A 20227-nucleotide genomic window follows, 5' to 3' on the forward strand; every position below is an offset into this window, starting at 1 on the left:
ATCGACCTGGAGATCGACGCTCTCCTCGCGGCGCGCGCCAAGATCAATGCGTTGCTGGAAAAGTCGGGCGGCAAGGTCAGTGTCAACGACATGGTGATCAAGGCCGCCGCCATCGCCCTGATGCAGGTGCGCGAGGCCAACGCCTCCTACACCCCCGAAGGGATCGCCCTGCACCACCACGCCGACATCGCTCTGGCCGTGGCGGTTCCTGGCGGCCTGATCACTCCGATCGTCCGGGCCGCAGAAACCAAGGGCCTGGCCCAGATCGCAGCCGAGGCCAAGGACCTGGCCGAACGCGCCCGCACCAAGAAGCTGAAGCCGGAGGAATACCAGGGCGGTACGTTCTCGATTTCCAATCTCGGCATGTTCGGCATCAAGTCGTTCGGTTCGATCATCAACGAGCCGCAGGGCGCCATCCTGTCGGTCGGCGTCGGCGAAAAGCGCCCCGTCGTGCGTGGCGACCAGCTCGCCGTCGCCACGGTCATGACGGTCACGTTGACCTGCGATCACCGTGTGGTGGACGGGGCGACCGGCGCGCGCTGGCTCGCGGCCTTCAGGCCGCTGATCGAAGACCCGATCACCATGATCGTCTGAGGCCTGCCAGCATGAGCATCTACGATTTCACCGCCGAAACCCTCGACGGCAAGCCGGCCCCGATCTCGGCCTACCGCGGCAAGGTCGTGCTGGTCGTCAACACGGCCAGCAAGTGCGGCTTCACTCCCCAATACGAGGGGCTCGAAGAGCTCTATCGGAAGTACCGGGACCGGGGCTTCGTGGTGCTTGGTTTCCCGTGCAACCAGTTCGGCGCGCAGGAGCCCGGCGACGCCTCCGAGATCGCGAATTTCTGCTCGCTGACCTACGAGGTCGATTTTCCGATGATGCAAAAGATCGACGTCAACGGGCCAGGCGCGCACCCGCTCTACGCCTACCTGAAGAAGGCCCGGCCCGGGATCCTCGGCACAGCAGGGATCAAGTGGAATTTCACCAAATTCCTGGTGGACCGGAACGGCGAGGCCGTCGAGCGTTTCGCGCCTAACGTCGAACCCAAGGCGCTGGATCGCGCCATCGAGGCGCTCCTCTGATGGCCGATACCTTCGATGTCGTCATCATCGGGTCTGGGCCAGGCGGCTACGTCACCGCCATTCGCTCCGCGCAGCTCGGCCTTAAGACCGCCATCGTCGAGCGCGAGGCGCTAGGCGGCATCTGCCTCAACTGGGGCTGCATCCCGACCAAGGCGCTCTTGAAGTCCGGCGAGATCTACGAGCAGCTCGACCATTTGGGGGACTACGGCCTTTCGGTCGAAAAGCGCGGGTTCGACTTCGCCAAGGTGATCGCCCGCTCGCGCAAGGTGGCGGGCCAACTGAATGCCGGCGTCGCCTTCCTTATGAAGAAGCACAAGGTCGAAGTGATCGAGGGGACGGCGCGGTTCGAAAAAGGCAGTATGGCCCCCAAGGTCGTGGTTGCGCTCAAGGCTGGCGGCTCACGAGAGGTGCAGGCCAAGCACGTGATCCTAGCGACCGGCGCCCGGGCGCGGACCCTTCCGGCGGCCGGGCTGGAGCCGGACGGCGAGAGGGTCTGGACCTACCGCGAAGCGCTCGTGCCCAAAGCGGCGCCAAAGAGCCTGATCGTCATCGGATCCGGCGCCATCGGCATAGAATTTGCGAGCTTTTTCCGCGCCTTGGGGTCGGATGTTACAGTTATAGAGGCGCTGCCGCGCATTCTGCCGGTGGAGGACGAGGAGGTCTCCAAGGCCGCTCACAAGGCCTTCGAAAAGCGCGGTCTCAAATTCCGAGTACCGGCCAACGTCAAAAGGCTCACCAAGACAAAGTCCGGGGTCGCCGTTGAGGTCGAAGCCGGCGGCAAGACCGAGACCCTTGAGGCCGACGTCGCCATTGTCGCCGTCGGCATCGTCGGAAATGTGGAAGACATGGGCCTGGAAGCCCTGGGCGTGAAGATCGAGCGGACCCACGTGGTTGTCGACAGCCATGGCGCAACCGGGGTGCCGGGCCTCTACGCTATCGGCGACGTCGCGGGGCCGCCGTGGCTGGCTCACAAGGCGAGCCACGAGGGCGTCCATTGCATCGAGCATGTCGCGGGCCTTGGACCGACAAACATTGAAAGCCCGATTCCGGGCTGCACCTACTCGACCCCCCAGATCGCCTCGGTGGGTCTGACTGAGGCCCAGGCCAAAGAGCAGGGCCGAGAACCCAAGGTCGGCCGCTTCCCGTTCCGCGTGAACGGCAAGGCGATCGCGGCCGGCGAGACTGAGGGCTTCGTCAAGACCGTCTTCGACGGCGAGACCGGGGCCCTGATCGGGGCCCACATGATCGGCGCTGAGGTCACCGAGATGATCCAGGGCTTTACGCTTGCGATGACCCTGGAGGCCACAGAGGCGGAACTCCAGGCTACGGTCTTCCCGCACCCGACCCTGAGCGAAGCCATGCACGAGGCCTCGCTGGATGCTTACGGGATGGTTCTTCACATCTGACGCGCGGCGGCGTGATCAGTCGATCAGTACGGCCCGTGAACCGGCGGCTGCTGTGATGCGCGCCACGGCCGGAAGTCAGCTAACGACGTCCCAGGGCCGTCGCGCGAATTTGGCATTTCACGCCTACGATTGGCGCCGCGCAGGTCGCAGCCAAGTCGGCCGGAGCGCCGGAACTGCGGGCATGCCGGCGTTGCAGCCCCCCATCAGCGCTGCCATAGTGTCCGCGGCTCTCGAGAGGCCCACGGTCCGCGTGAAGGGCGTAGCCCGCTCGAATCATTCGACACTTGCGTCGGGTCGTTTGCACCGAGACAGCGGACATCGGACTTTCTCAGGAAGATTCGGTCATGACGGACCTGTCCGTGGGCCTTGGGGCGCGTCAGTCCCGGAACCCGCAGAACGTCATTCTCGGCTGGTGGAAAGGGCCGGTGACCGTCGCCCTGCGCATGGCCGTGGCGGCCAGCGGCTGGCGATTCCCGGTCGTCGTCGTCCTGTTGATCCTGGGGGCCGGACTGCCTGCCCTGGAGATGCTGGCGCTGGGCGCTCTGGTGGGGTCCTTGCCCGCGACGATGCTGGCAGGGCTGTCCTCCGCGGCCGGCCGGCAGACGCTCGAGGCTCTGGCGGCCTGGGCCGGACTGATGATCCTTCTGCAGGTGATTCCGCGCGCGCGCACCGCGCTCGCCACCGCCATGGGCTGGCGGCTGGATTCCAGCGTGCGCCAGCGGGTGATGGCGGCGGTGAACCGGCCGTGGGGCATCGCCCACCTCGAAGATCCCGCGATCGCCAACCTGATTTCCCAGACCGCGGGGATCGGCGTCGCCGGCTACACGCCGGGGACGGCGGTCAACCAGCTGATCAACTCGCGCCTCTCGACCATTCTCACCGCGCTCGCCTGCGGGGCGCTGCTGATCGCCTATCACTGGTGGTGTGCGGCTCTGATGCTGGCGGTGCTTCTGACGTTCCGGGTCATCAGCCAGCGCAGTTTCGCCGGCCAGCTCAAGACCGTCATCGGTCAGACCGCCGCGGTGCGCAGGGCGGAGTATTTCCGCACTCTCGCTTTGGCTCCGGACTCGGCCAAGGACGTGCGGCTGCTGGGGATCGGCGACTGGCTGGTTGGGCGGCTGCGCGGAGAATGGCAGGCAGGGCTCGATGAACAGCAGCGAACCCAGGCGAACGGCTTCCGCCTCACCCTCGTTGCGTCCGCAGGTGTCATGCTGGCCAACGGCCTAATCTACGGCCTCCTGGCAGCGGATGCGGCATCACACGTGATCAGCCTGGGCGCCCTGGTGGTTTTCCTCCGCGCGGTCGCCGGCTTTAACGGACTAAGCTCCCTCAACGGGGCCGATACCGTGATCGCCCAGGGCTCCGCCGCCATTCCCTCCATCCAGGAGCTGGAACGCCTGACAAGGCCCGCAGACGGCCCCGCGTTCGCCAATCTTCCACCGCCGGCGCCAGAACGGGAGATCCGATTCGACAAGGTGAGCTTCACCTACGCGGGCGGCCACGCGCCTGTGTTGCGGGAGCTCGACCTCATGATTCCAGCCGGATCCTCCATGGCGCTCGTGGGCCTGAACGGCGCGGGTAAAACGACCTTGGTGAAGCTGCTGGCGCGCCTTTATGACCCGACCAGCGGGTCGGTGCGCATTGACGGACGCGACCTGCGGGAGATCGATCCGCAAGACTGGCAAAGGCGTATCGCGGCGATCTTCCAAGATTTCCTGCGCTATGGCCTGCCGGCGCGGGACAACATCGGTTTCGGCGGTCTCGCCATTGCCGGCGACCAGGCTGCGCTGGAGCGCGCCGCAGCCAGGGCGGGGGTGCTCGAGCGTATTCAAAGCTTGCCGGCCGGCTGGGACACGCCGCTCTCCCGGCATTTTACCGGCGGGGCGGACCTGTCCGGCGGCGAGTGGCAGCGCGTCGCGCTGGCGCGCGCCCTCTTCGCCGTGGAGGCCGGCGCCACGGTGCTGATCCTCGACGAACCCACCGCCAACCTCGATGTGCGCGCCGAGGCCGAGCTCTACGATCGCTTCCTGGACCTGACCAAGGGCCTGACGACGCTGCTGATCTCGCACCGATTTTCGACGGTCCGGCGCGCCGACCGCATCTGCGTGCTGGAGGACGGCGCGGTCCAGGAGCTCGGGACCCACGACGAGTTGTTGGCTCTCGGCGGCCGCTACGCCGAGATGTTCGCCCTGCAATCGTCCCGCTTTGTGGACGCCCCGCAGGGAGCCTCCGAATGAAGTTTGTTCAAAGCGTGCGCAAACTCGTTCGCACGGCCTCCACGCTCCTGGGCCTGGCTTTCGCCGCGGCGCCACGGCTCGCGCCCGCCGCGATCGTGACCGAATTCCTGGGGGCGGTCCTTACGCTGGTCAGCTCCTACCAAATCCAGGGGGTGGTGCAGGCCGCAACCTCTGGCGACACGCGGCGGGCGTTGGCCGCGGGCTTCGCCCTGGCTGTGATCGGGGGAGCCGCGGCGATCAGCTACCTCATCTATGCCCGGCTGCTCCCCCGGGTGATCGAGGCGATAACCGTGCACCTGGACGGTGAGCTTGTGCGCCTGACAGCGCAGATCCCAACCCTGGAATACGCCGACCGACCGCTTCACGCCGACAAGATCGCGCTGATCCGTGGACAGAGCCAGCAACTGGCTAACGGGCTGCAGGCGGTGACGCTCAACGTACGCATGGGAATCATGCTGGCCGGCAGCTTCGCGATCCTCGTCAGCATCGACCCGTGGCTCGCGCTGCTCCCGCTCTTCGCCATTCCCCGCGCAGTCGCCGGCCAACAGGCGCGAAAGCTCGCGGTGCAGGCTCAGGAAGCTACGGCCGAACCCATGCGGCTGCGCGGACATATCTTCAACCAGGCGACATCGCCGGTGGCCGGCAAGGAAATCCGAATCTTCGGCCTCGGCGGGGAACTCGCGGAACGCTACCGCAACATCACCCAGACGACCCGACACCTGAATGTGCGCGCCAACTGGGGCGGCGCACTCTGGTCATCGCTCGGCGACGTGGTCTTCACTCTGGGCTGCGTCGGCGCGATGGCCTGGCTCGTGGTCCAGGCCGCCCGCGGCGCGGTCAGCCCAGGGGGCGTTGTGCTGGCGGCCACCCTTTCGACCGGCCTGATCCTGCAGATGACCTTCGCCCTGCAGTTCGCCCAGTACTTCCAGGTCATCATGACCACAGTGGAGCGCTACCTCTGGCTCGTGGACTTCTCGAACGCCGCGGCCCAGGCGGCTCAGGTCGAGACCCCTACGCCGTCCCATTTGCGTCGCGGGATCACCATCGAGGGTGTGTCGTTCGCCTATCCTGACCGAGACAAGCCGGTCCTCTGCGACGTCTCCCTGGAACTCCCGGCGGGCCGGGTCATCGCGCTGGTGGGTGAGAATGGCTCAGGCAAGTCGACCCTGGTGAAGCTGCTTTGTGGCTTCTACCCGGCGTCGAAGGGCCGCATCCTGGTCGATGACACCGACCTGGCGGCGATCAAGGCCGCCGAATGGCGCCAGCGGATCAGCGCCGCCTTCCAGGACTTCACGAACTTCGAGGTGGCGCTGCACGAAAGCGTCGGGATTGGCCATCTGGAGCGCTTGGGCGAACGCGACAGGGCCGCAGCGGCGCTCGATAGGGCAGGGGCAGGGGAGCTTGCGACCCTGAGCGCGGAAGGTCTCGACGCGAAGCTCGGCAAGAAGTGGGGCGGCATGGATCTCAGTGGAGGCCAGTGGCAGAAGCTGGCGCTGGGCCGCTCCCTGATGCGCGAGCAACCCCTGCTGGTGGTCTTCGACGAGCCCGCCGCAGCCCTGGACGCCAGCGCCGAGCACGACATGTTCGAACGCTTCGCAGCCGAGGCGTGCTCGGGAGACTCCGCGGGCCGGGCTACCCTACTGGTCTCGCATCGCTTCTCGACCGTTCGGATGGCCGACGCCATCGCGGTGCTCGACGCCGGCCGCATCCTGGAGTTCGGATCGCACGAGACGCTGATGGCCGCTGGCGGCAAATACGCCGAACTCTTCGAATTGCAGGCGAGCGGCTACCGTTAGACCGGGACTCAGGCCGCGCGGCGCAGTTCCGCCTCGACGATGCGTTGTAGGGCCACGTAGTCGGTCTTGCCGGTCCCGAGGACGGGGATTTCGGTGACCTTGATAATCCTGCGCGGCACCGCGATTTCCGGCGCTCCGATCGATTGGGCGTGGGCCAGGAGCGGCCCGCCCTCGGCGTCGCGGCGGTCGGTGATCAGGATCAGGCGCTCGCCCTTCTTTGGATCGGGCAACGAAAGCACCGCATGGCGGCTGTCCGGCCAGACCGCGCAGGCCAGGTCCTCGGCCGCCGTCAGCGAGACCATCTCGCCTCCGATCTTGGCGAAGCGCTTCACCCGGCCCTTGATCTTGACCCAGTCTCCATCCTCGTCGATCGAGACCACATCGCCGGTGTCATGCCAGCCATCCAACGGCGGCTCCAGGCCGCCCTCCGGCGTCAGGTAGCCAGCCATCACGTTCGGGCCGCGCACGTAGAGCTTTCCGCCGCCCGGGATGCCCTCTACCGCCTCGAGCCTGGCCTCCACCCCCGGCAACAGGCCGCCGACGGTGCCACGCCGGTTGTCGTCCGGCTTGTTGACCGCGATGACGGGCGAGGCCTCCGTGGCGCCATAGCCCTCGAGCACCGGTATGTCGCCGAACCGCTCGATGATCAGATTGTGGGTCTCCTCGCGCACCTTCTCAGCACCGCAGACGATGAACTGCAGCCCGGAAAGTTCATCACGCTCGGCGGAGCGCGCGTACTGGTTCACGAAGGTGTCCGTGGCCAGCAGGATCGAGGCCCCGGAGTCCTTGATCAGCGGCGGAATCTGCTTGATGTGCAGCGGCGAGGGGTACTGGAACGCCTTCATGCCCGTAAGGATCGGCAGTAGCGCGCCTCCCGTCAGCCCGAAGCAGTGGAAGGTCGGCAGCGGGTTGAACATCACCCAGCCCGGATCCAGCGCGATGTGCTGGGCGATCTGGCGGACATTGGCGACCAGATTCTGCTGGCTGAGCATCACACCCCGCGGCGCGCCGAAGCTGCCGGAAGTGAACAGGATCACCCCCGCATCAGAGGGCTTGGTGGGTGTGCGGAACTGCTTGGGGAAGGTTCCGGCCGCCGCCGCATAGAGCTTGTCCGCCAAGCCAATGGAGGCGCGCACATCCTCGAGATAGGTGACGTCCGTGAGCGTCTCCAGGGCGTCGACCAGGTCGTGCATCTTGCCCTGCTCGACGAACCGGTGGGAGGTCAGCACCCGCTTGACGCCCGCCAGCTCGCACGCCGCCTTCAGGTTTCGTATGCCGGCTGTGAAGTTGAGCATAGTCGGAACCCGGCCAAAGGCGTGCAGGGCGAAGAAGGTGACCACGGCTGCGGAACTTGCCGGCAGCATGACACCCACTCGCTCGCCGGGGCGCGTGAAGTCCGAAATCTTCCGCCCGAGGGCGAAAGCCGCCCGGACGAGGTCGGTATAGCTCAGCGGATTGCGTTCCTGGTCCTCCAGGATCGGCTTCTTGGCGCCGTAGGTGTGGCGCGCCGCCACCAGGGCGTCGAACAAGGTCGTCTGCGCGGCCCGGCTGGCCTCAAAGGAACGCGACAAGAGCCACCACCTCCCATTTGTTATTGTTGCCGCAAGCCTACCGCCCGGCTTCACCGATGAAAAGATTGGTTACGGTGGGTGATCGGAGGGTCACGCCATTCACGGCTTGATCCGAAGGCCGTGACCGACGATTTAGGGCGAATGGCCGTGGTCATCGACAACCTCACGGGCGCGCTCCGCCCGCGTCATCCGGAAAAGCAGGCGAATCCCGAGACGCCGCTGCTGCGTAAGCCTGATTGGCTGCGGGTCCGCGCGCCAGGCTCGTCGGGCTACAACGCGACCCGCGAGATCGTGAAGACGCACGGCCTGGTCACGGTCTGCGAAGAGGCCGCCTGCCCGAACATTGGCGAATGCTGGTCCAAGAGCCACGCCACCATGATGATCATGGGCGAGGTCTGCACGCGGGCCTGCGCCTTCTGCAACGTAGCGACCGGCAAGCCCCGCGCGCTCGACCCGACCGAGCCTGCCCGCGTGGCCGACGCTGTCGCCAAGATGGGCCTGAAGCATGTGGTCATCACCTCGGTGGACCGCGATGACCTGGCCGATGGCGGGGCAGGTCACTTTGCCGCGGTCGTCCGGGCGATCCGCGCTGCTGCGCCCGGCACCACCATCGAGATCCTGACGCCGGACTTCCTGCGCAAGCCCGTGGCGGCGGCCTTCGAGATGATCGATTCCAAGCCCGATGTCTTCAACCACAATCTGGAGACGGTGCCGCGGCTCTACCTCTCGATCCGCCCCGGCGCGCGCTACTATCACTCCCTGCGCCTCCTGGAGCGCGTGAAGGAACGCGATCCCGAGCAATTCACGAAGTCAGGCGTGATGGTTGGGTTGGGCGAGACCAAGGAAGAGGTCATGCAGGTCATGGACGACATGCGCTCGGCCGGCGTCGACTTCATCACGATCGGCCAGTACCTGCAGCCGACGCGAAAGCACGCTCCGATCGATCGCTTTGTGCATCCCGACGAATTCCATGCACTGGAGGAGATCGCCCGGGCCAAGGGATTCCTGATGGTGGCCGCCAGCCCGCTGACCCGTTCCTCCCACCACGCCGGCGAGGACTTCGCGCGCCTGCAGGCGGCCCGCCGCGCGCGGGAGGCAGCCGCCTGAGCCGGGCTTGAAGCACCACGTTTCCAAACACCTGCCCTACACGCCGGAGCAACTGTTCGCGCTGGTCGGCGACGTCATGGCTTATCCCGCATTCGTGCCGTGGATCACCTCGATGCGGACCTGGAACGAGCAAACGCTCGGCGAAGGCGTTGCGACAATCGACGCCGAGGCGGGTGTGGGTTTCTCGTTCCTCAAGGAGCGCTTCTCCACCCGTGTCCGTCGTGACGCCCAGGCTCGCAGGATCGATGTCAGCCTGCTGTCGGGGCCGTTCAGGCGATTGGCCAACCAGTGGCAGTTCTTCGATGACGAGGGTGGAACCCGCGTCGAGTTCGACATCGACTTCCAGTTCAAGTCACGACTGCTGGACGCCTTGCTGAGCGCCAACTTCACCCACGCGGTGGACCGGCTGATGGCCTGTTTCGAGGCCCGTGCCAGAAGCCTCTACGGCGTATCGGCGAAGCTAGGCGCCTGATTTTGCACCTTTGCAAACTTGGTGGATTTGATCTTCACCTTGCTTGTTAGCGGCTCTGCAACTCGCGGCGATCACACTGCCAGGCTCGTTCTCTGCACGGTGCAGGAAAGTCTGGCTGATGTTCTGGAAAATCTACGCGGTCCTCTATCTGGTCCTGGTCGCCGCGGGTCTGCCCGCGGTGCTGGGGCGATTGGACGAGATTCCGCTGATCGAGCAGATCGATCTGCTCGTTCTGGCGCCGATCGCCGTTCTTGCCCTTTGGTCAAAGGGCTATCGGCACATCAAGCTCCCGAAGAACGGTTGGAAACTGCTGCTGTTCGCCTCGGTGTTCTGGCGGGCGATCACGCTCGGGAACGCTTTTATCTTCGGGGACGTGATTGGAAAGCTGCATTCCAGCGTGGTCGCCATGGCCGCACAGAGCCACGCCGGGGCCACGCCCGGCATGGTGACCTACGCCATGTCCGCAGCGGCGGGCGTGGCGGTGTTCCTGGCCTTTCCCCCGCTCGTCGCCCTCTACCGCAATGCCTATGGAAACGAGAGCCTCCTGCAGCTTATGTCGCCGTCCCCTAAGCCCGCGGGCTCAATTGATCCTATCGCGAAGCATCTGAAGGGCCGACTGAACCGCAGCGAGCTGGATGCCCACGCGGTCCTCGACCTCGAATAGTTCCTGGCGGTGCATGAGGCCGTGGTTGGCTCGCGCTGTGGCGATGTGCACGGTGCCGACCGGCTTCATCGCCGTGCCGCCACCGGGGCCCGCGACGCCGGTGATCGCGACAGCCACGTGCGCGTTGGAGTTCTCCAGCGCGCCCTCGGCCATCATCCGAGCGACCGGCTCGGAGACCGCCCCGAGATCGGCGATCAGATCGCCGGGCACGCCCAGAAGTTCCTGCTTGGCCCGGTTTGAATAGGTCACGAAGCCCCGCTCGAAGACGTCCGACGCGCCGGCGACCTGGCAGATCGCGCCGGCCACCAAGCCGCCCGTACAGCTTTCCGCCGTGACGATCCGCAGCGAACGCTCCCTGGCCTCGTCGACCAGCAGCCGCGCCAGCGTCACGATCTCAAGCGAAAACATAGGTGGCCTCTTAACTGCTCATAAGCTCGCTGGACCAGAGCATCGCTGGGACAAACCATTCAAGACGATTCGCCCGGACCGCCGCATCCATGACCACGCTCGCCGCCGATGCTCCTCGCGCCCGGCCCGCCGCGGCGCTCTTTGCGCTCACGGTGTTTGCGAGCGCCGCCCTGGTGTTCCTGGTGGAGCCGATGGTGGCCAAGCTGGTGTTGCCGCGGTTGGGCGGCAGCCCCTCGGTCTGGAACACCAGCCTGGCGTTCTTCCAGGCGGCGCTGCTGGTGGGCTACGGCTATGCCCACGCCCTGCAGCGGATTCGCTCCCTACGCGCCCAGGCCCTGCTTCACGGCGCGGGATTGCTGCTCGCAGCCCTGGCGCTGCCTCTTCGGATCAACGAGCTCATCGGGCCACCCTCATCGAACCATCCGACGCTTTGGCTGCTGGGGGTGCTCGCCGTCTCGATCGGCGCACCCTTTGCGGTGCTCTCGGCCACGGCGCCGCTGGTCCAGGCCTGGCATGCGCGGGTCTTCGGTGAAGGCGAGGGCGCAGAGCCCTACGTCCTCTACGCCGCCAGCAACCTGGGGAGCCTGCTGGCCCTGCTGGCCTATCCGCTCCTCGTCGAGCCCGGCCTGACCCTGCATCTGCAGCGCTTGGGATGGAGCACGGCCTATTTCGCCTTCATCCTCTTGATGGCGAGCCTTGCGCTGGTGGTGATCCGCGCGGGCGGCGCCGGCGCTTCGGTGCGTCCCGGAATCTCCAGCGCCCTGCCGATCACGTGGCGCGACCGGCTCGTCTGGGTCGCGCTGGCCGCCATCCCTTCGAGCCTGATGCTGGGGGTCACGACCTACATCACGACCGACGTCGCCTCAGCGCCATTCCTGTGGGTGCTGCCGTTGGCGCTTTATCTCGCGACCTTCGTCATCGCCTTCCAGGCCAAACCCGCCATCCCGCGCGACGTCACACTGACCCTGCAAGGCGCCGCCGTCGCTGCTTGCGCGGCGATCCTGCCCTTCACCAACAACAGTTTCGCCATTGAGTTGCCGATCCATCTCGCCGCTTTCTTCCTGACCGCTCTGATGTGCCACCAGGAGCTGGTGGCGCGCAGACCAGAACCGTCGCGGCTGACGGAGTTCTATTTCTGGATGTCGCTCGGTGGCGTCGTGGGTGGCTCGTTCAACGCCTTCCTTGCGCCGGTGATCTTCGACAACGTCTGGGAATATCCCCTGGTCCTGGCGATTTCCTGCCTGGTGCGCCCCTGGGGCGAGGGCAAGGTCGACCGGTTCCTTGTTGCGATGTTGATCCTGGGCCTGGTCGGCGGCCTCGCAAGCCCCGTCCTGAACACGTTCGCAGCACCGCACATCTACGCCAAGCCAATCGTGGGCGGGTTCACCCAGCAGGACGCTTTCGAACTCGGCGTTCGCGTGTGCCTTGGGGCAGCGGTCATCTCGGCTTTCCTCATTCGAAGCCGGGCGCTGTTGTTCTTCATGGTGATCGCCGTGCTGTCGATGGGCGCGAACGCTGCGGCGGACCGCACAGCCACCACGCAGAGTTGGCGCAGCTTCTTCGGCGTACTGCGCCAATCGCACACCGAAGTGCCGGCGCTCGGCGGCGGCGTGTGGATGTTGTCGCACGGCACGACGCTGCACGGCGCCCAGGCCGTCGATCCCCGCTGGCGATGCAATCCATTGGTCTACTACGCGACCAGCACCCCTATCGGTCAGGTATTCTTGGCCCAGCAGCGGGAGAAGGCGGCCTTGAGGATTGGAGCTGTCGGCCTCGGCACCGGCTCGGTCTCAGCCTATGTGCGCCCGGGCGACAAGCTGACGTTCTTTGAGATCGATCCCCTGGTGATCCGCATCTCCAGCGACCCGGCGCACTTCAGCTACACGACCCGTTGCGCGAAGGGCCCTGTGGACTACGTCCTCGGCGATGCGCGGCTCACATTGGCCAAGCAACCGCAGGATCTCTTCGACATCCTGTTGATCGACGCCTTCTCGTCTGACGCCGTGCCGACGCACCTGCTGACCGTCGAGGCGGTGAGGGGCTACCTGACCCACCTCAAGCCTGACGGGGTGCTGATCCTGCATCTCTCGAACCGCAACCTCGAGCTCAACGGGCCGGCCGAGGCCGTGGCCCGCGCGGCTGGCGGCGTGGCGCTTCGGCAACACTTCAGGCCCACCGCTGCGACGGATCGGGCCGGCTGGCCCTCGCCGGAGGACGCGGTGATTATCGCCCGCTCGCCCGCCGGCCTGGCCCGCTTCGCGCAAGACAAACGATGGACGCCGACCGAGCCGGGCAGGGTGAGGCCGTGGACGGACGACTACACCAACCTTGTCGGCGCGCTCTGGCGGCGACAGAAGCAAAAGTTGTCGCCGGGAGGCGTGGACTAGAACGCCATCTCCACCGACACGATCGCCTGGGCCATGAGGCCCTCCTCGCGACCGGTGAAGCCCATGCCTTCGGTCGTGGTGGCCTTGACGCTGACCCTGTCGAGCGGGAGGCCCAAGAGTTCGGCTATGCGCGCGCGCATGGCGTCGCGATGCGGTCCGATCTTCGGCCGCTCGCAGATCAAGGTCAGGTCGGCGTTGAGTATCAAGGCGCCTTTTGCCCGCGCCCGTTCGGCCGCGTGAGCGAGGAATTGGTCGGAAGAAGCGCCTTTCCACCTCGGATCTGAAGGCGGGAAGTGCTGGCCGATGTCGCCTTCGGCGATCGCCCCCAAAAGCGCGTCCGTGAGGGCATGCAGGCCGGCGTCTGCGTCCGAATGACCGATGAGTCCCCGATCGTGCTCGATCCTGACGCCTCCGAGCATCACGGCGTCTCCGGGCCCGAAGCGATGGGCGTCGACCCCGAAACCGCTGCGCACGATCCGCCGCGAACCTGCGAGTTGTTCGGCCAACAAGAAGTCCTCCGGCCAGGTCAGCTTCATAAGCATCGGATCGCCCGCGACCATGACGACACGGCCGCCCGTGCGTTCGACCAGCTGGGCGTCGTCCGTTGGCTCCTCGCCTGAGGGCCAGTCCCGGTACGCGGCCCGCAACCGGCCCAGGCGGAAAGCCTGTGGGGTCTGCGCCCGCCAGAGACCGTCACGACTGACGGTCCCGGTGATCATCTCACGGCCCCGCTTCAGCGTGTCCGGCACCGCAAGGGCGGGAACCGCGCCGTCGGCGTCCGACAGCGCTGAGAGGAGACGCTCCACGTGTGCGGGCCTCACGAACGGCCTCGCCGCGTCGTGGACCAATACGGGCTGCTCGTCGTTGCAGGAGAGAGCCGCCAAGCCCGCCTGAACCGAACCCCCCCTGGTCTTGCCGCCGGCGATGACCCGACAAACCGACAGGGTCTTGAAAATATCGGCCGCTTCGGCGAGTCGATCGGGTGCGACCACGACGATGACCTCGCTCGCGCCGGCCGAGGCGAGCGCCTCCACCGACCATCGCACGAGTGGCCGCGACCCCAGGGTCCGCCAGGCCTTAGGCTCGCCGGGACCCGCGCGAAGGCCTTCGCCCGCCGCCACCACAATCGCTGAAAACCTCATGGATCCCGTGTTTAGGGGTGCGGCCGTGCTTGTCCAGTTTGTCGGGCTTTACTGCACCGCACAAAGTGCCTAAAAACACGGCGGTGGGGATGATTATTAAATGAGCAGCGAACTCAAACTTCGCGATGTAACTGTGGGCGGGCGTGTGTGGATCGCCCCGATGACCGGCGTTTCGGACCTGCCGTTTCGGCGTGCAGCGAGCAGACTGGGCGCAGCCTATGCGGCCACGGAGATGGTCGCTTGCGCCGAGTTCTCGAAAGGCCGGCCCGACGTCGTGCGCCGCGCGGCGGTCGGTGAGGGCCTGCCGCTGATGGTCGTGCAATTGGTGGGGCGCGACCCTGGCCATATCGCCAACGGGGCCCGCCTGGCGCAGGCGGCCGGCGCTCAGATCATCGATCTCAATTTCGGCTGCCCCGCGCGCGAGGTCACCGGCGCCCAGTGCGGATCGGCCCTTATGCGGGAACCCGATCTGGCCTGCCGCCTGATCGAGTCGGCCATTTCAGCCGTGGACGTGCCGGTGACCGTCAAGATGCGGCTGGGCTGGGATGAGGCCTCGAAGAACGCCCCGGACATCGCAGCCCGCGCCGAGGCCCTGGGCGTGGCCGCGGTGACCGTGCACGGCCGCACTCGCTGCCAATTCTATAAAGGAGCCGCCGACTGGAGCGCGGTCCGCGAGGTAAAGCAGGCGGTCACCATCCCGGTGATCGTCAATGGTGACATCGTTGATGGCGACACCGCGAGAGCTGCGCTGGCCTTGTCGGGCGCTGATGGGGTCATGGTCGGGCGGGGGGTATACGGCCGGCCGTGGATCGCCGCGCAGCTCGAAGCCGAACTGGCGGGCGGCGCATTCATCGCGCCTGACGCTTCAGCACGGCTCACCATCGCCCTGGCCCATTTTCGCGACGCCCTGCGGTTCTACGGCGAGCGACTTGGGCTGAAGGTCTTCCGCAAGCACCTGGCGTCCTATGTGGAGCAGGCGCCCTGGCCGGCGGACCCCGAGGCCAGGCGCCAGGCCCGCGGGCGCCTCTGCCGTTTGGAGAGCCCGGCTGAGGTCGAGTACGCCCTCATCGAGCTTTGGACCGATCCGGAACGGAGGCAGGCAGCATGAGCTGGCGCACCCTTCCACAGTCCCTGGGTGTCGACGTCCTGGCGCTGAAGGCCGCCGCATTCGAGCTTAGCCCGGACCCGGCGATGGTGGTCGACTCAACCGGGGCGTTGGTGGCGGTCAATGAAGCCGCCGAGGCGCTGTTCGGACAGGGGCTCGGCCTGCTGGCCCGGGGTCGCTTCAGCGCGGCTCTGCCGCCGGGCTCGGCCCTCGTCTCGCTGCTCAACCGCGCGATCGAAGAGAACGCCAAGGTCCGCGAGCGCGGCGTCCAGATCACCCTCTTCGGGCTCGCCCCCTTCGAGGCGGACGGCGCAGCCGCCCCGCTGGGGGACGGCTCCGTGCTCCTCACGCTCGGCGTCAAGGCAGGCCTCGGGGCGGAGCGGAACGGGGCGGAAGCCGCAGGCGGCCTGCGCTCCATTGTGGGGCTCGGCCGGATGCTGGCGCACGAGATCAAGAACCCGCTGGCCGGAATCCGGGGCGCGGCCCAGCTGCTTAAGTCCAGCGCCAAGGCGGACGACGCCCCTCTGGCGCAGTTGATCGTCGACGAAACCGACCGTGTGAGGCGCCTGGTCGACCGCATGGAGGCGTTCTCCGACGACGCCTTGCCTGCTCTCACGGCGCTCAATGTCCACCAGGTCCTGGACCGGGTGCGCGCGTTGGCCGCCAATGGTGTGGCCGACGGGCTGGTGTTGCGCGAGCAGTACGACCCGTCGCTGCCGCCGGTGCTGGGCGATGAGGACCAGCTGATCCAGATCTTCCTGAACCTGGTGAAGAACGCCGCCGAGGCCGCCCACTCACGCGGCGACGGGCGCGGGGAAATTGCGATCTACACCGCCTATCGCCACGGCGTTCGCGTACGCTCATCCAAGGGCCAGACGCTGCGCGGGGCGCCGCTTGAGGTTCGGGTCATGGACAATGGCCCCGGCGTGCCGGTTCACCTTCGCGAGCATCTGTTCCAGCCGTTCGTCACCTCCAAGGCCAATGGCGCAGGGTTGGGCCTGGCGCTGGTGAGCAAGCTGGTCGCCGCCCACGGCGGCCTATTTGATTTCGAATCCGAGCCCGGACGGACAGTCTTCCGCGTGCTTTTGCCAATCGCTTCCGAGGAGGATGTCCCGGCATGAACGCCGCCAGTAAGAAAATCCTGGTCGCCGACGACGACGCATCGATCAGGCTGGTGCTTTCCCAGGCCTTCACGCGTCTGGGCTACCAGGTCCGCGCCACAGGAAACGCCGCCACCCTCCTGAAGTGGGTCACAGAAGGGGAGGGCGACCTGGTGATCACTGACGTCGTCATGCCCGACGAGAACGTTTTCGACGTTCTGCCGCGCATCAAGAAAGAGCGGCCGAAGCTGCCGATAATCGTGATGAGCGCGCAGAACAACCTGATCACCGCCGTCAACGCCGCGGAGGTCGGGGCCTTTGACTATATCCCCAAACCCTTCGACCTCGACGACATGACGTCGGCGGCGCGGCGCGCCCTATCGCGCCCCGCCGACCCTGAGGCTGCCCGTGCGCAAGCCCGCGCCGTTCGCGACGACCGACTGCCGCTGATCGGCCGCTCGGGGCCCATGCAGGATGTTTACCGCACCATCGCCCGCCTGGTCGGGGCCGACCTCACCGTGCTGATCACCGGCGAATCCGGCTCCGGCAAGGAGCTTGTTGCGCGCGCCCTGCACGACATGGGGCGTCGCCGCGACGGCAAGTTCGTCACCATCAACCTGGCGGCCGTGCCCCGCGAACGGGTGGAGACAGAGCTGTTCGGCAAGGAGGACGGCGAGTTCGGAAAGTTGATCGACGCGGACGGGGGCACCCTGTTCCTCGATGAGATCGGCGACATGCCCCTCGACGCTCAGACGCGCCTCTTACGGGTGATCGACGGCTCCGAACCGGCGATCAACCCGAAGACCAATCGTCGCCCGAACGTGCGGATCATTGCGGCCACCAACCGCGACCTGCGCGGGCTGATCCGCGAGGGGCTTTTCCGCGAAGATCTCTTCTTCCGCCTCAACGTCGCTCCGCTGCGCCTGCCGCCTCTGCGCGATCGGACCGACGATATCCCGGATCTGGCGCGCGCCTTTCTGCTTCGCGCCAACCGCGAAGGACTGCCGTCCAAGACCATCGACGCTTCAGCGCTGGATCGTCTCAAACAGCACCCCTGGCCGGGAAATGTGCGGGAGCTCGAAAACCTGATCCGACGAATCTGCGCCCTCTATGGGGAGGACCTGATCACCGCTCGCATCGTCGAGCGCGAACTCGCCGACCACCAGCCCGCCGCCGCCGGCGAGGAGGGGCCCATGACCCTCGCCCAGATCGTGGAGCGCAAGCTGTCGAGCTACTTCGCTGACCAGCCCGATGGCCTGCCCCCAGCCGGCCTCTACGATCGCGTACTGGAGGAGATCGAACGGCCGCTGATCCAGCTCACGCTGTCGGCGACTCGCGGCAACCAGGTCCGCGCGGCCGAAATCCTGGGCCTGAACCGCAACACCTTACGCAAAAAGATTTCCGACCTTGGCGTGGAGATGCAGCGGGGCCGCCAGTAGGGGAATTCCGCAACGGATGCGGCGGCCTGACGCATCCTTGCAACAACGTTGTTGAGTTTGGGGCACAGTCGCTTAGGCTCCCCCCGATGGCTTTCTCTGTACGAGCGTGGTTGGCCGCCGCCGGCGCGGGGCGGATATGGCGCGCGCTGCAGTCCCGGCTTGTGCTGGGCTGCGGCTATGGCCTCGCCGCGGCGCTGACCGGCCTGGCGATTCTTCTGGCGGCGTCGCCGCCTTCGACCGGGCCGCTGGGCCCGGCGAGCCGACTGATCCTCACGGTCCTCGGCTTCAACCTGATCCTGATCCTGGCGCTGACCCTAGTCGTTTTCCTGCGATTTGCGGTTCTGCTCGAGGCGCGGGGCCGTGACGCCGGCGCTCGGCTGCAGGTCCGATTTGTCATGCTTTTCGCCATGGCCGCAGTGGCTCCGGCCGTGGTCGTCGCCTTATTCTACGGCGTGCTCGTCAACCGTGGCGTGGACAACTGGTTCAGCCAGCGCGTGCAGACCGTGGTCGAGAACTCGGCGACCGTGGCCCGCTCCTACGTCGAGGAACAGAGCAACTATATCCACGACCACGTGATCCCGATGGGCGGCGACCTCAATCGAGCGGCGCCGATGCTTCAGGCAAGCCCGATCACGTTCAACCACTTCCTGGCGCAACTCGCCAATTTCCACGGATTTTCCGCCGGCTACCTGATCGATCGGGATGGGCGAGTCCTCGCCCGCGGTGAGGCGACCGACGCCCCAGGGCTGGTGATGCCGCCTCCGACCAGCTTCAAGGCCGCCGATGAGGGCGCGATCTGGGTTTGCAATGCCAACTGCGGCGATGTCATGCGCTCGGTCTACAAGCTGCGCGCCTATCCCGACGCCTATCTCTACGTGGTGCGGCCGGTGGAAAAGGGCATCGTCAGCCACCTCTTCGAGGCTGAGGCAAGCCTGGTCGCCTATCGCGACGCCGCCCAGAACCGGCGCAAGATCCAGACCATCTTCGCCCTGAGCTATGCCGAGACCGCCCTGCTCGTGCTGGTCGGGGCGGCCTGGCTCGGGCTGGGAGCGGCCAACGCCATTTCCGGACCGGTGGCGCGCCTGGTGCAGGCGGCCGGCAGGGTGGCCGGCGGCGACTTGAGCGCCCGTGTGGACGCCGACAGCGACCCCGAGGAAATCGCTGTCCTGTCGCGCGCCTTCAACAGCATGACGCATGACCTGCAAGCCCAGCAGGAGGCGATCAGGGCCGCCCACGAGGACGCCGAGCGACGACGGCAATTCATCGAGACGGTGCTTGCCGAGGTCAGCGCCGGGGTGATCGGCCTCGACGCAGACGGCCAGATCTCTGCCGTCAACCGCCAGGCCGAAGCGCTGCTGGGCTTGGCTGCGGCCGATGCGCATGGCCGCCGCCTTTCCGAAATCGCTCCCGAGATCGCCGCCGTCGCCGCCCAGGACGGTCGCGGGGCCGAGGCGGAAGAGGAGGTCGACATCGTTCGGGGGCGGGAGACGCGGCGCCTGCGGGTGCGGGCGAGCCGCATCGCTGACGGCCAGGTGCTCACGTTCGATGACATCACCCGCCTGGTGACCGCCCAGCGCAACGCCGCCTGGCGCGACGTGGCCCGTCGGATCGCTCACGAGATCAAGAATCCGCTGACCCCGATCCAGCTATCGGCCGAGCGGCTGCGGAAGAAATACCGCAATGATATTGCACCCGCTGATCTGGAGACCTTCGACCGCTGTACCGACACCATCGTGAGGCAGGTGGGCGACATCGGCAGGATGGTTGATGAATTCTCCGCCTTCGCCCGCATGCCGGCGCCGAAATTCACCGAGCAGGATGCCTCGGAACTGCTCCGAGCCGCGGTCTTCGCCCAGCGGGTGGCCAGTCCAGATATCGATGTCGAACTCGAAGAGCCTATCCCAGAGGTCCGGCTCCTGGCTGACGAGCGCATGCTGGGGCAAGCTCTGACCAACGTCCTGAAGAACGCCGCCGAGGCGGTGAACGCGCGCCGCGCATCGCGGACCAAGGGCCGGATACGCGCCCGCCTGGTCTCCGGCGGCGCCGGTGTGGAGTTCGAGGTCGAGGACAACGGGGTTGGCCTGCCCGCCAAGGACCGCGACCGGCTCACCGAACCCTATGTGACGACCCGCGAGAAGGGCACCGGCCTTGGGCTTGCGATCGTCAAGCGCATCTTGGAAGACCACGGCGGCGAGCTGGAACTCACCGACGCTCGTGAGGGTCCAGGGGCCTTGGCGATCCTGCGGCTTCCACCCTCGGCACGGGCTCGGCCCGCACCGAAACCCGAAACAGTGACGGCTTAGAGGACTGC

Annotated in this window: 16 protein-coding genes; 13 read left to right on the forward strand and 3 right to left on the reverse strand. The window is 66.7% G+C overall.

Going from position 1 to position 20227, the window contains the following annotated elements; translation table 11 throughout:
- The 5 genes from VGI62_RS16315 to VGI62_RS16335 form a co-directional block, all read left to right on the forward strand.
- Window positions 1-594, forward strand: a 594-nt coding sequence (locus VGI62_RS16315) for a 2-oxo acid dehydrogenase subunit E2 (protein ID WP_331505580.1), incomplete at its 5' end; no start/stop codon positions are given.
- A gap of 11 nt (window positions 595-605) precedes the next feature.
- Window positions 606-1082 carry a glutathione peroxidase gene (locus VGI62_RS16320; protein ID WP_331505581.1) on the forward strand — a complete coding sequence of 159 codons (477 nt, stop codon included), beginning with the start codon at window positions 606-608 and terminating at the stop codon, window positions 1080-1082.
- Window positions 1082-2488 (forward strand): dihydrolipoyl dehydrogenase, encoded by a 1407-nt coding sequence (gene lpdA, locus VGI62_RS16325; RefSeq protein WP_331505583.1) that lies wholly within the window; start codon window positions 1082-1084, stop codon window positions 2486-2488. The genes VGI62_RS16320 and lpdA overlap by 1 nt, the downstream gene beginning before the upstream one ends.
- Before the next feature lie 344 nt (window positions 2489-2832).
- Window positions 2833-4725 carry an ABC transporter ATP-binding protein gene (locus VGI62_RS16330; protein WP_331505584.1) on the forward strand — a complete coding sequence of 631 codons (1893 nt, stop codon included), beginning with the start codon at window positions 2833-2835 and terminating at the stop codon, window positions 4723-4725.
- Complete coding sequence (locus tag VGI62_RS16335) at window positions 4722-6521, forward strand: ABC transporter ATP-binding protein (protein ID WP_331505585.1); 1800 nt, start codon at window positions 4722-4724, stop codon at window positions 6519-6521. The genes VGI62_RS16330 and VGI62_RS16335 overlap by 4 nt, the downstream gene beginning before the upstream one ends.
- Before the next feature lie 8 nt (window positions 6522-6529).
- Here the strand turns inward: VGI62_RS16335 and VGI62_RS16340 are convergent, their stop codons facing one another.
- Entirely contained in the window at window positions 6530-8092 is a 1563-nt protein-coding gene (locus VGI62_RS16340) for an AMP-binding protein (protein ID WP_331505586.1), read from the reverse strand.
- A 141-nt stretch (window positions 8093-8233) separates the two neighbouring features.
- Here VGI62_RS16340 and lipA point away from each other — a divergent pair, with 141 nt between their 5' ends.
- The 3 genes from lipA (at window position 8234) to VGI62_RS16355 (ending at window position 10335) form a co-directional block, all read left to right on the forward strand.
- On the forward strand, window positions 8234-9199 hold the full coding sequence (lipA, locus tag VGI62_RS16345) for a lipoyl synthase (protein WP_331505607.1): 966 nt from the start codon (window positions 8234-8236) through the stop codon (window positions 9197-9199).
- 7 nt (window positions 9200-9206) lie between these two features.
- Window positions 9207-9671, forward strand: a complete 465-nt coding sequence (locus VGI62_RS16350; RefSeq protein ID WP_331505587.1) for a type II toxin-antitoxin system RatA family toxin — start codon at window positions 9207-9209, stop codon at window positions 9669-9671.
- 118 nt (window positions 9672-9789) lie between these two features.
- Window positions 9790-10335 carry a hypothetical protein gene (locus tag VGI62_RS16355; RefSeq protein ID WP_331505588.1) on the forward strand — a complete coding sequence of 182 codons (546 nt, stop codon included), beginning with the start codon at window positions 9790-9792 and terminating at the stop codon, window positions 10333-10335.
- Here VGI62_RS16355 and VGI62_RS16360 read toward each other — a convergent pair.
- Window positions 10252-10743, reverse strand: a complete 492-nt coding sequence (locus VGI62_RS16360; RefSeq protein WP_331505589.1) for a CinA family protein — start codon at window positions 10741-10743, stop codon at window positions 10252-10254. The genes VGI62_RS16355 and VGI62_RS16360 overlap by 84 nt on opposite strands.
- A gap of 89 nt (window positions 10744-10832) precedes the next feature.
- Here VGI62_RS16360 and VGI62_RS16365 point away from each other — a divergent pair, with 89 nt between their 5' ends.
- Window positions 10833-13130 carry a fused MFS/spermidine synthase gene (locus tag VGI62_RS16365; protein WP_331505590.1) on the forward strand — a complete coding sequence of 766 codons (2298 nt, stop codon included), beginning with the start codon at window positions 10833-10835 and terminating at the stop codon, window positions 13128-13130.
- Here VGI62_RS16365 and VGI62_RS16370 read toward each other — a convergent pair.
- Complete coding sequence (locus VGI62_RS16370) at window positions 13127-14272, reverse strand: bifunctional 2-C-methyl-D-erythritol 4-phosphate cytidylyltransferase/2-C-methyl-D-erythritol 2,4-cyclodiphosphate synthase (protein ID WP_331505591.1); 1146 nt, start codon at window positions 14270-14272, stop codon at window positions 13127-13129. The genes VGI62_RS16365 and VGI62_RS16370 overlap by 4 nt on opposite strands.
- Before the next feature lie 100 nt (window positions 14273-14372).
- Here VGI62_RS16370 and dusB point away from each other — a divergent pair, with 100 nt between their 5' ends.
- The 4 genes from dusB to VGI62_RS16390 all read left to right on the forward strand — a co-directional run bounded on the left by dusB (window position 14373) and on the right by VGI62_RS16390 (window position 20219).
- Window positions 14373-15380 carry a tRNA dihydrouridine synthase DusB gene (dusB, locus tag VGI62_RS16375; RefSeq protein WP_331505592.1) on the forward strand — a complete coding sequence of 336 codons (1008 nt, stop codon included), beginning with the start codon at window positions 14373-14375 and terminating at the stop codon, window positions 15378-15380.
- A complete protein-coding gene (locus VGI62_RS16380) occupies window positions 15377-16498 on the forward strand; it encodes a two-component system sensor histidine kinase NtrB (RefSeq protein WP_331505593.1) in 1122 nt (373 codons plus the stop codon). Before dusB ends, VGI62_RS16380 begins: the two co-directional genes overlap by 4 nt.
- Window positions 16495-17916, forward strand: a complete 1422-nt coding sequence (gene ntrC / locus VGI62_RS16385; RefSeq protein ID WP_331505594.1) for a nitrogen regulation protein NR(I) — start codon at window positions 16495-16497, stop codon at window positions 17914-17916. Before VGI62_RS16380 ends, ntrC begins: the two co-directional genes overlap by 4 nt.
- A gap of 86 nt (window positions 17917-18002) precedes the next feature.
- On the forward strand, window positions 18003-20219 hold the full coding sequence (locus VGI62_RS16390) for a PAS domain-containing sensor histidine kinase (RefSeq protein ID WP_331505595.1): 2217 nt from the start codon (window positions 18003-18005) through the stop codon (window positions 20217-20219).
- Window positions 20220-20227 lie beyond the last annotated feature (8 nt).

The organism is Phenylobacterium sp. (assembly GCF_036495085.1).
GTDB lineage: Bacteria > Pseudomonadota > Alphaproteobacteria > Caulobacterales > Caulobacteraceae > Phenylobacterium.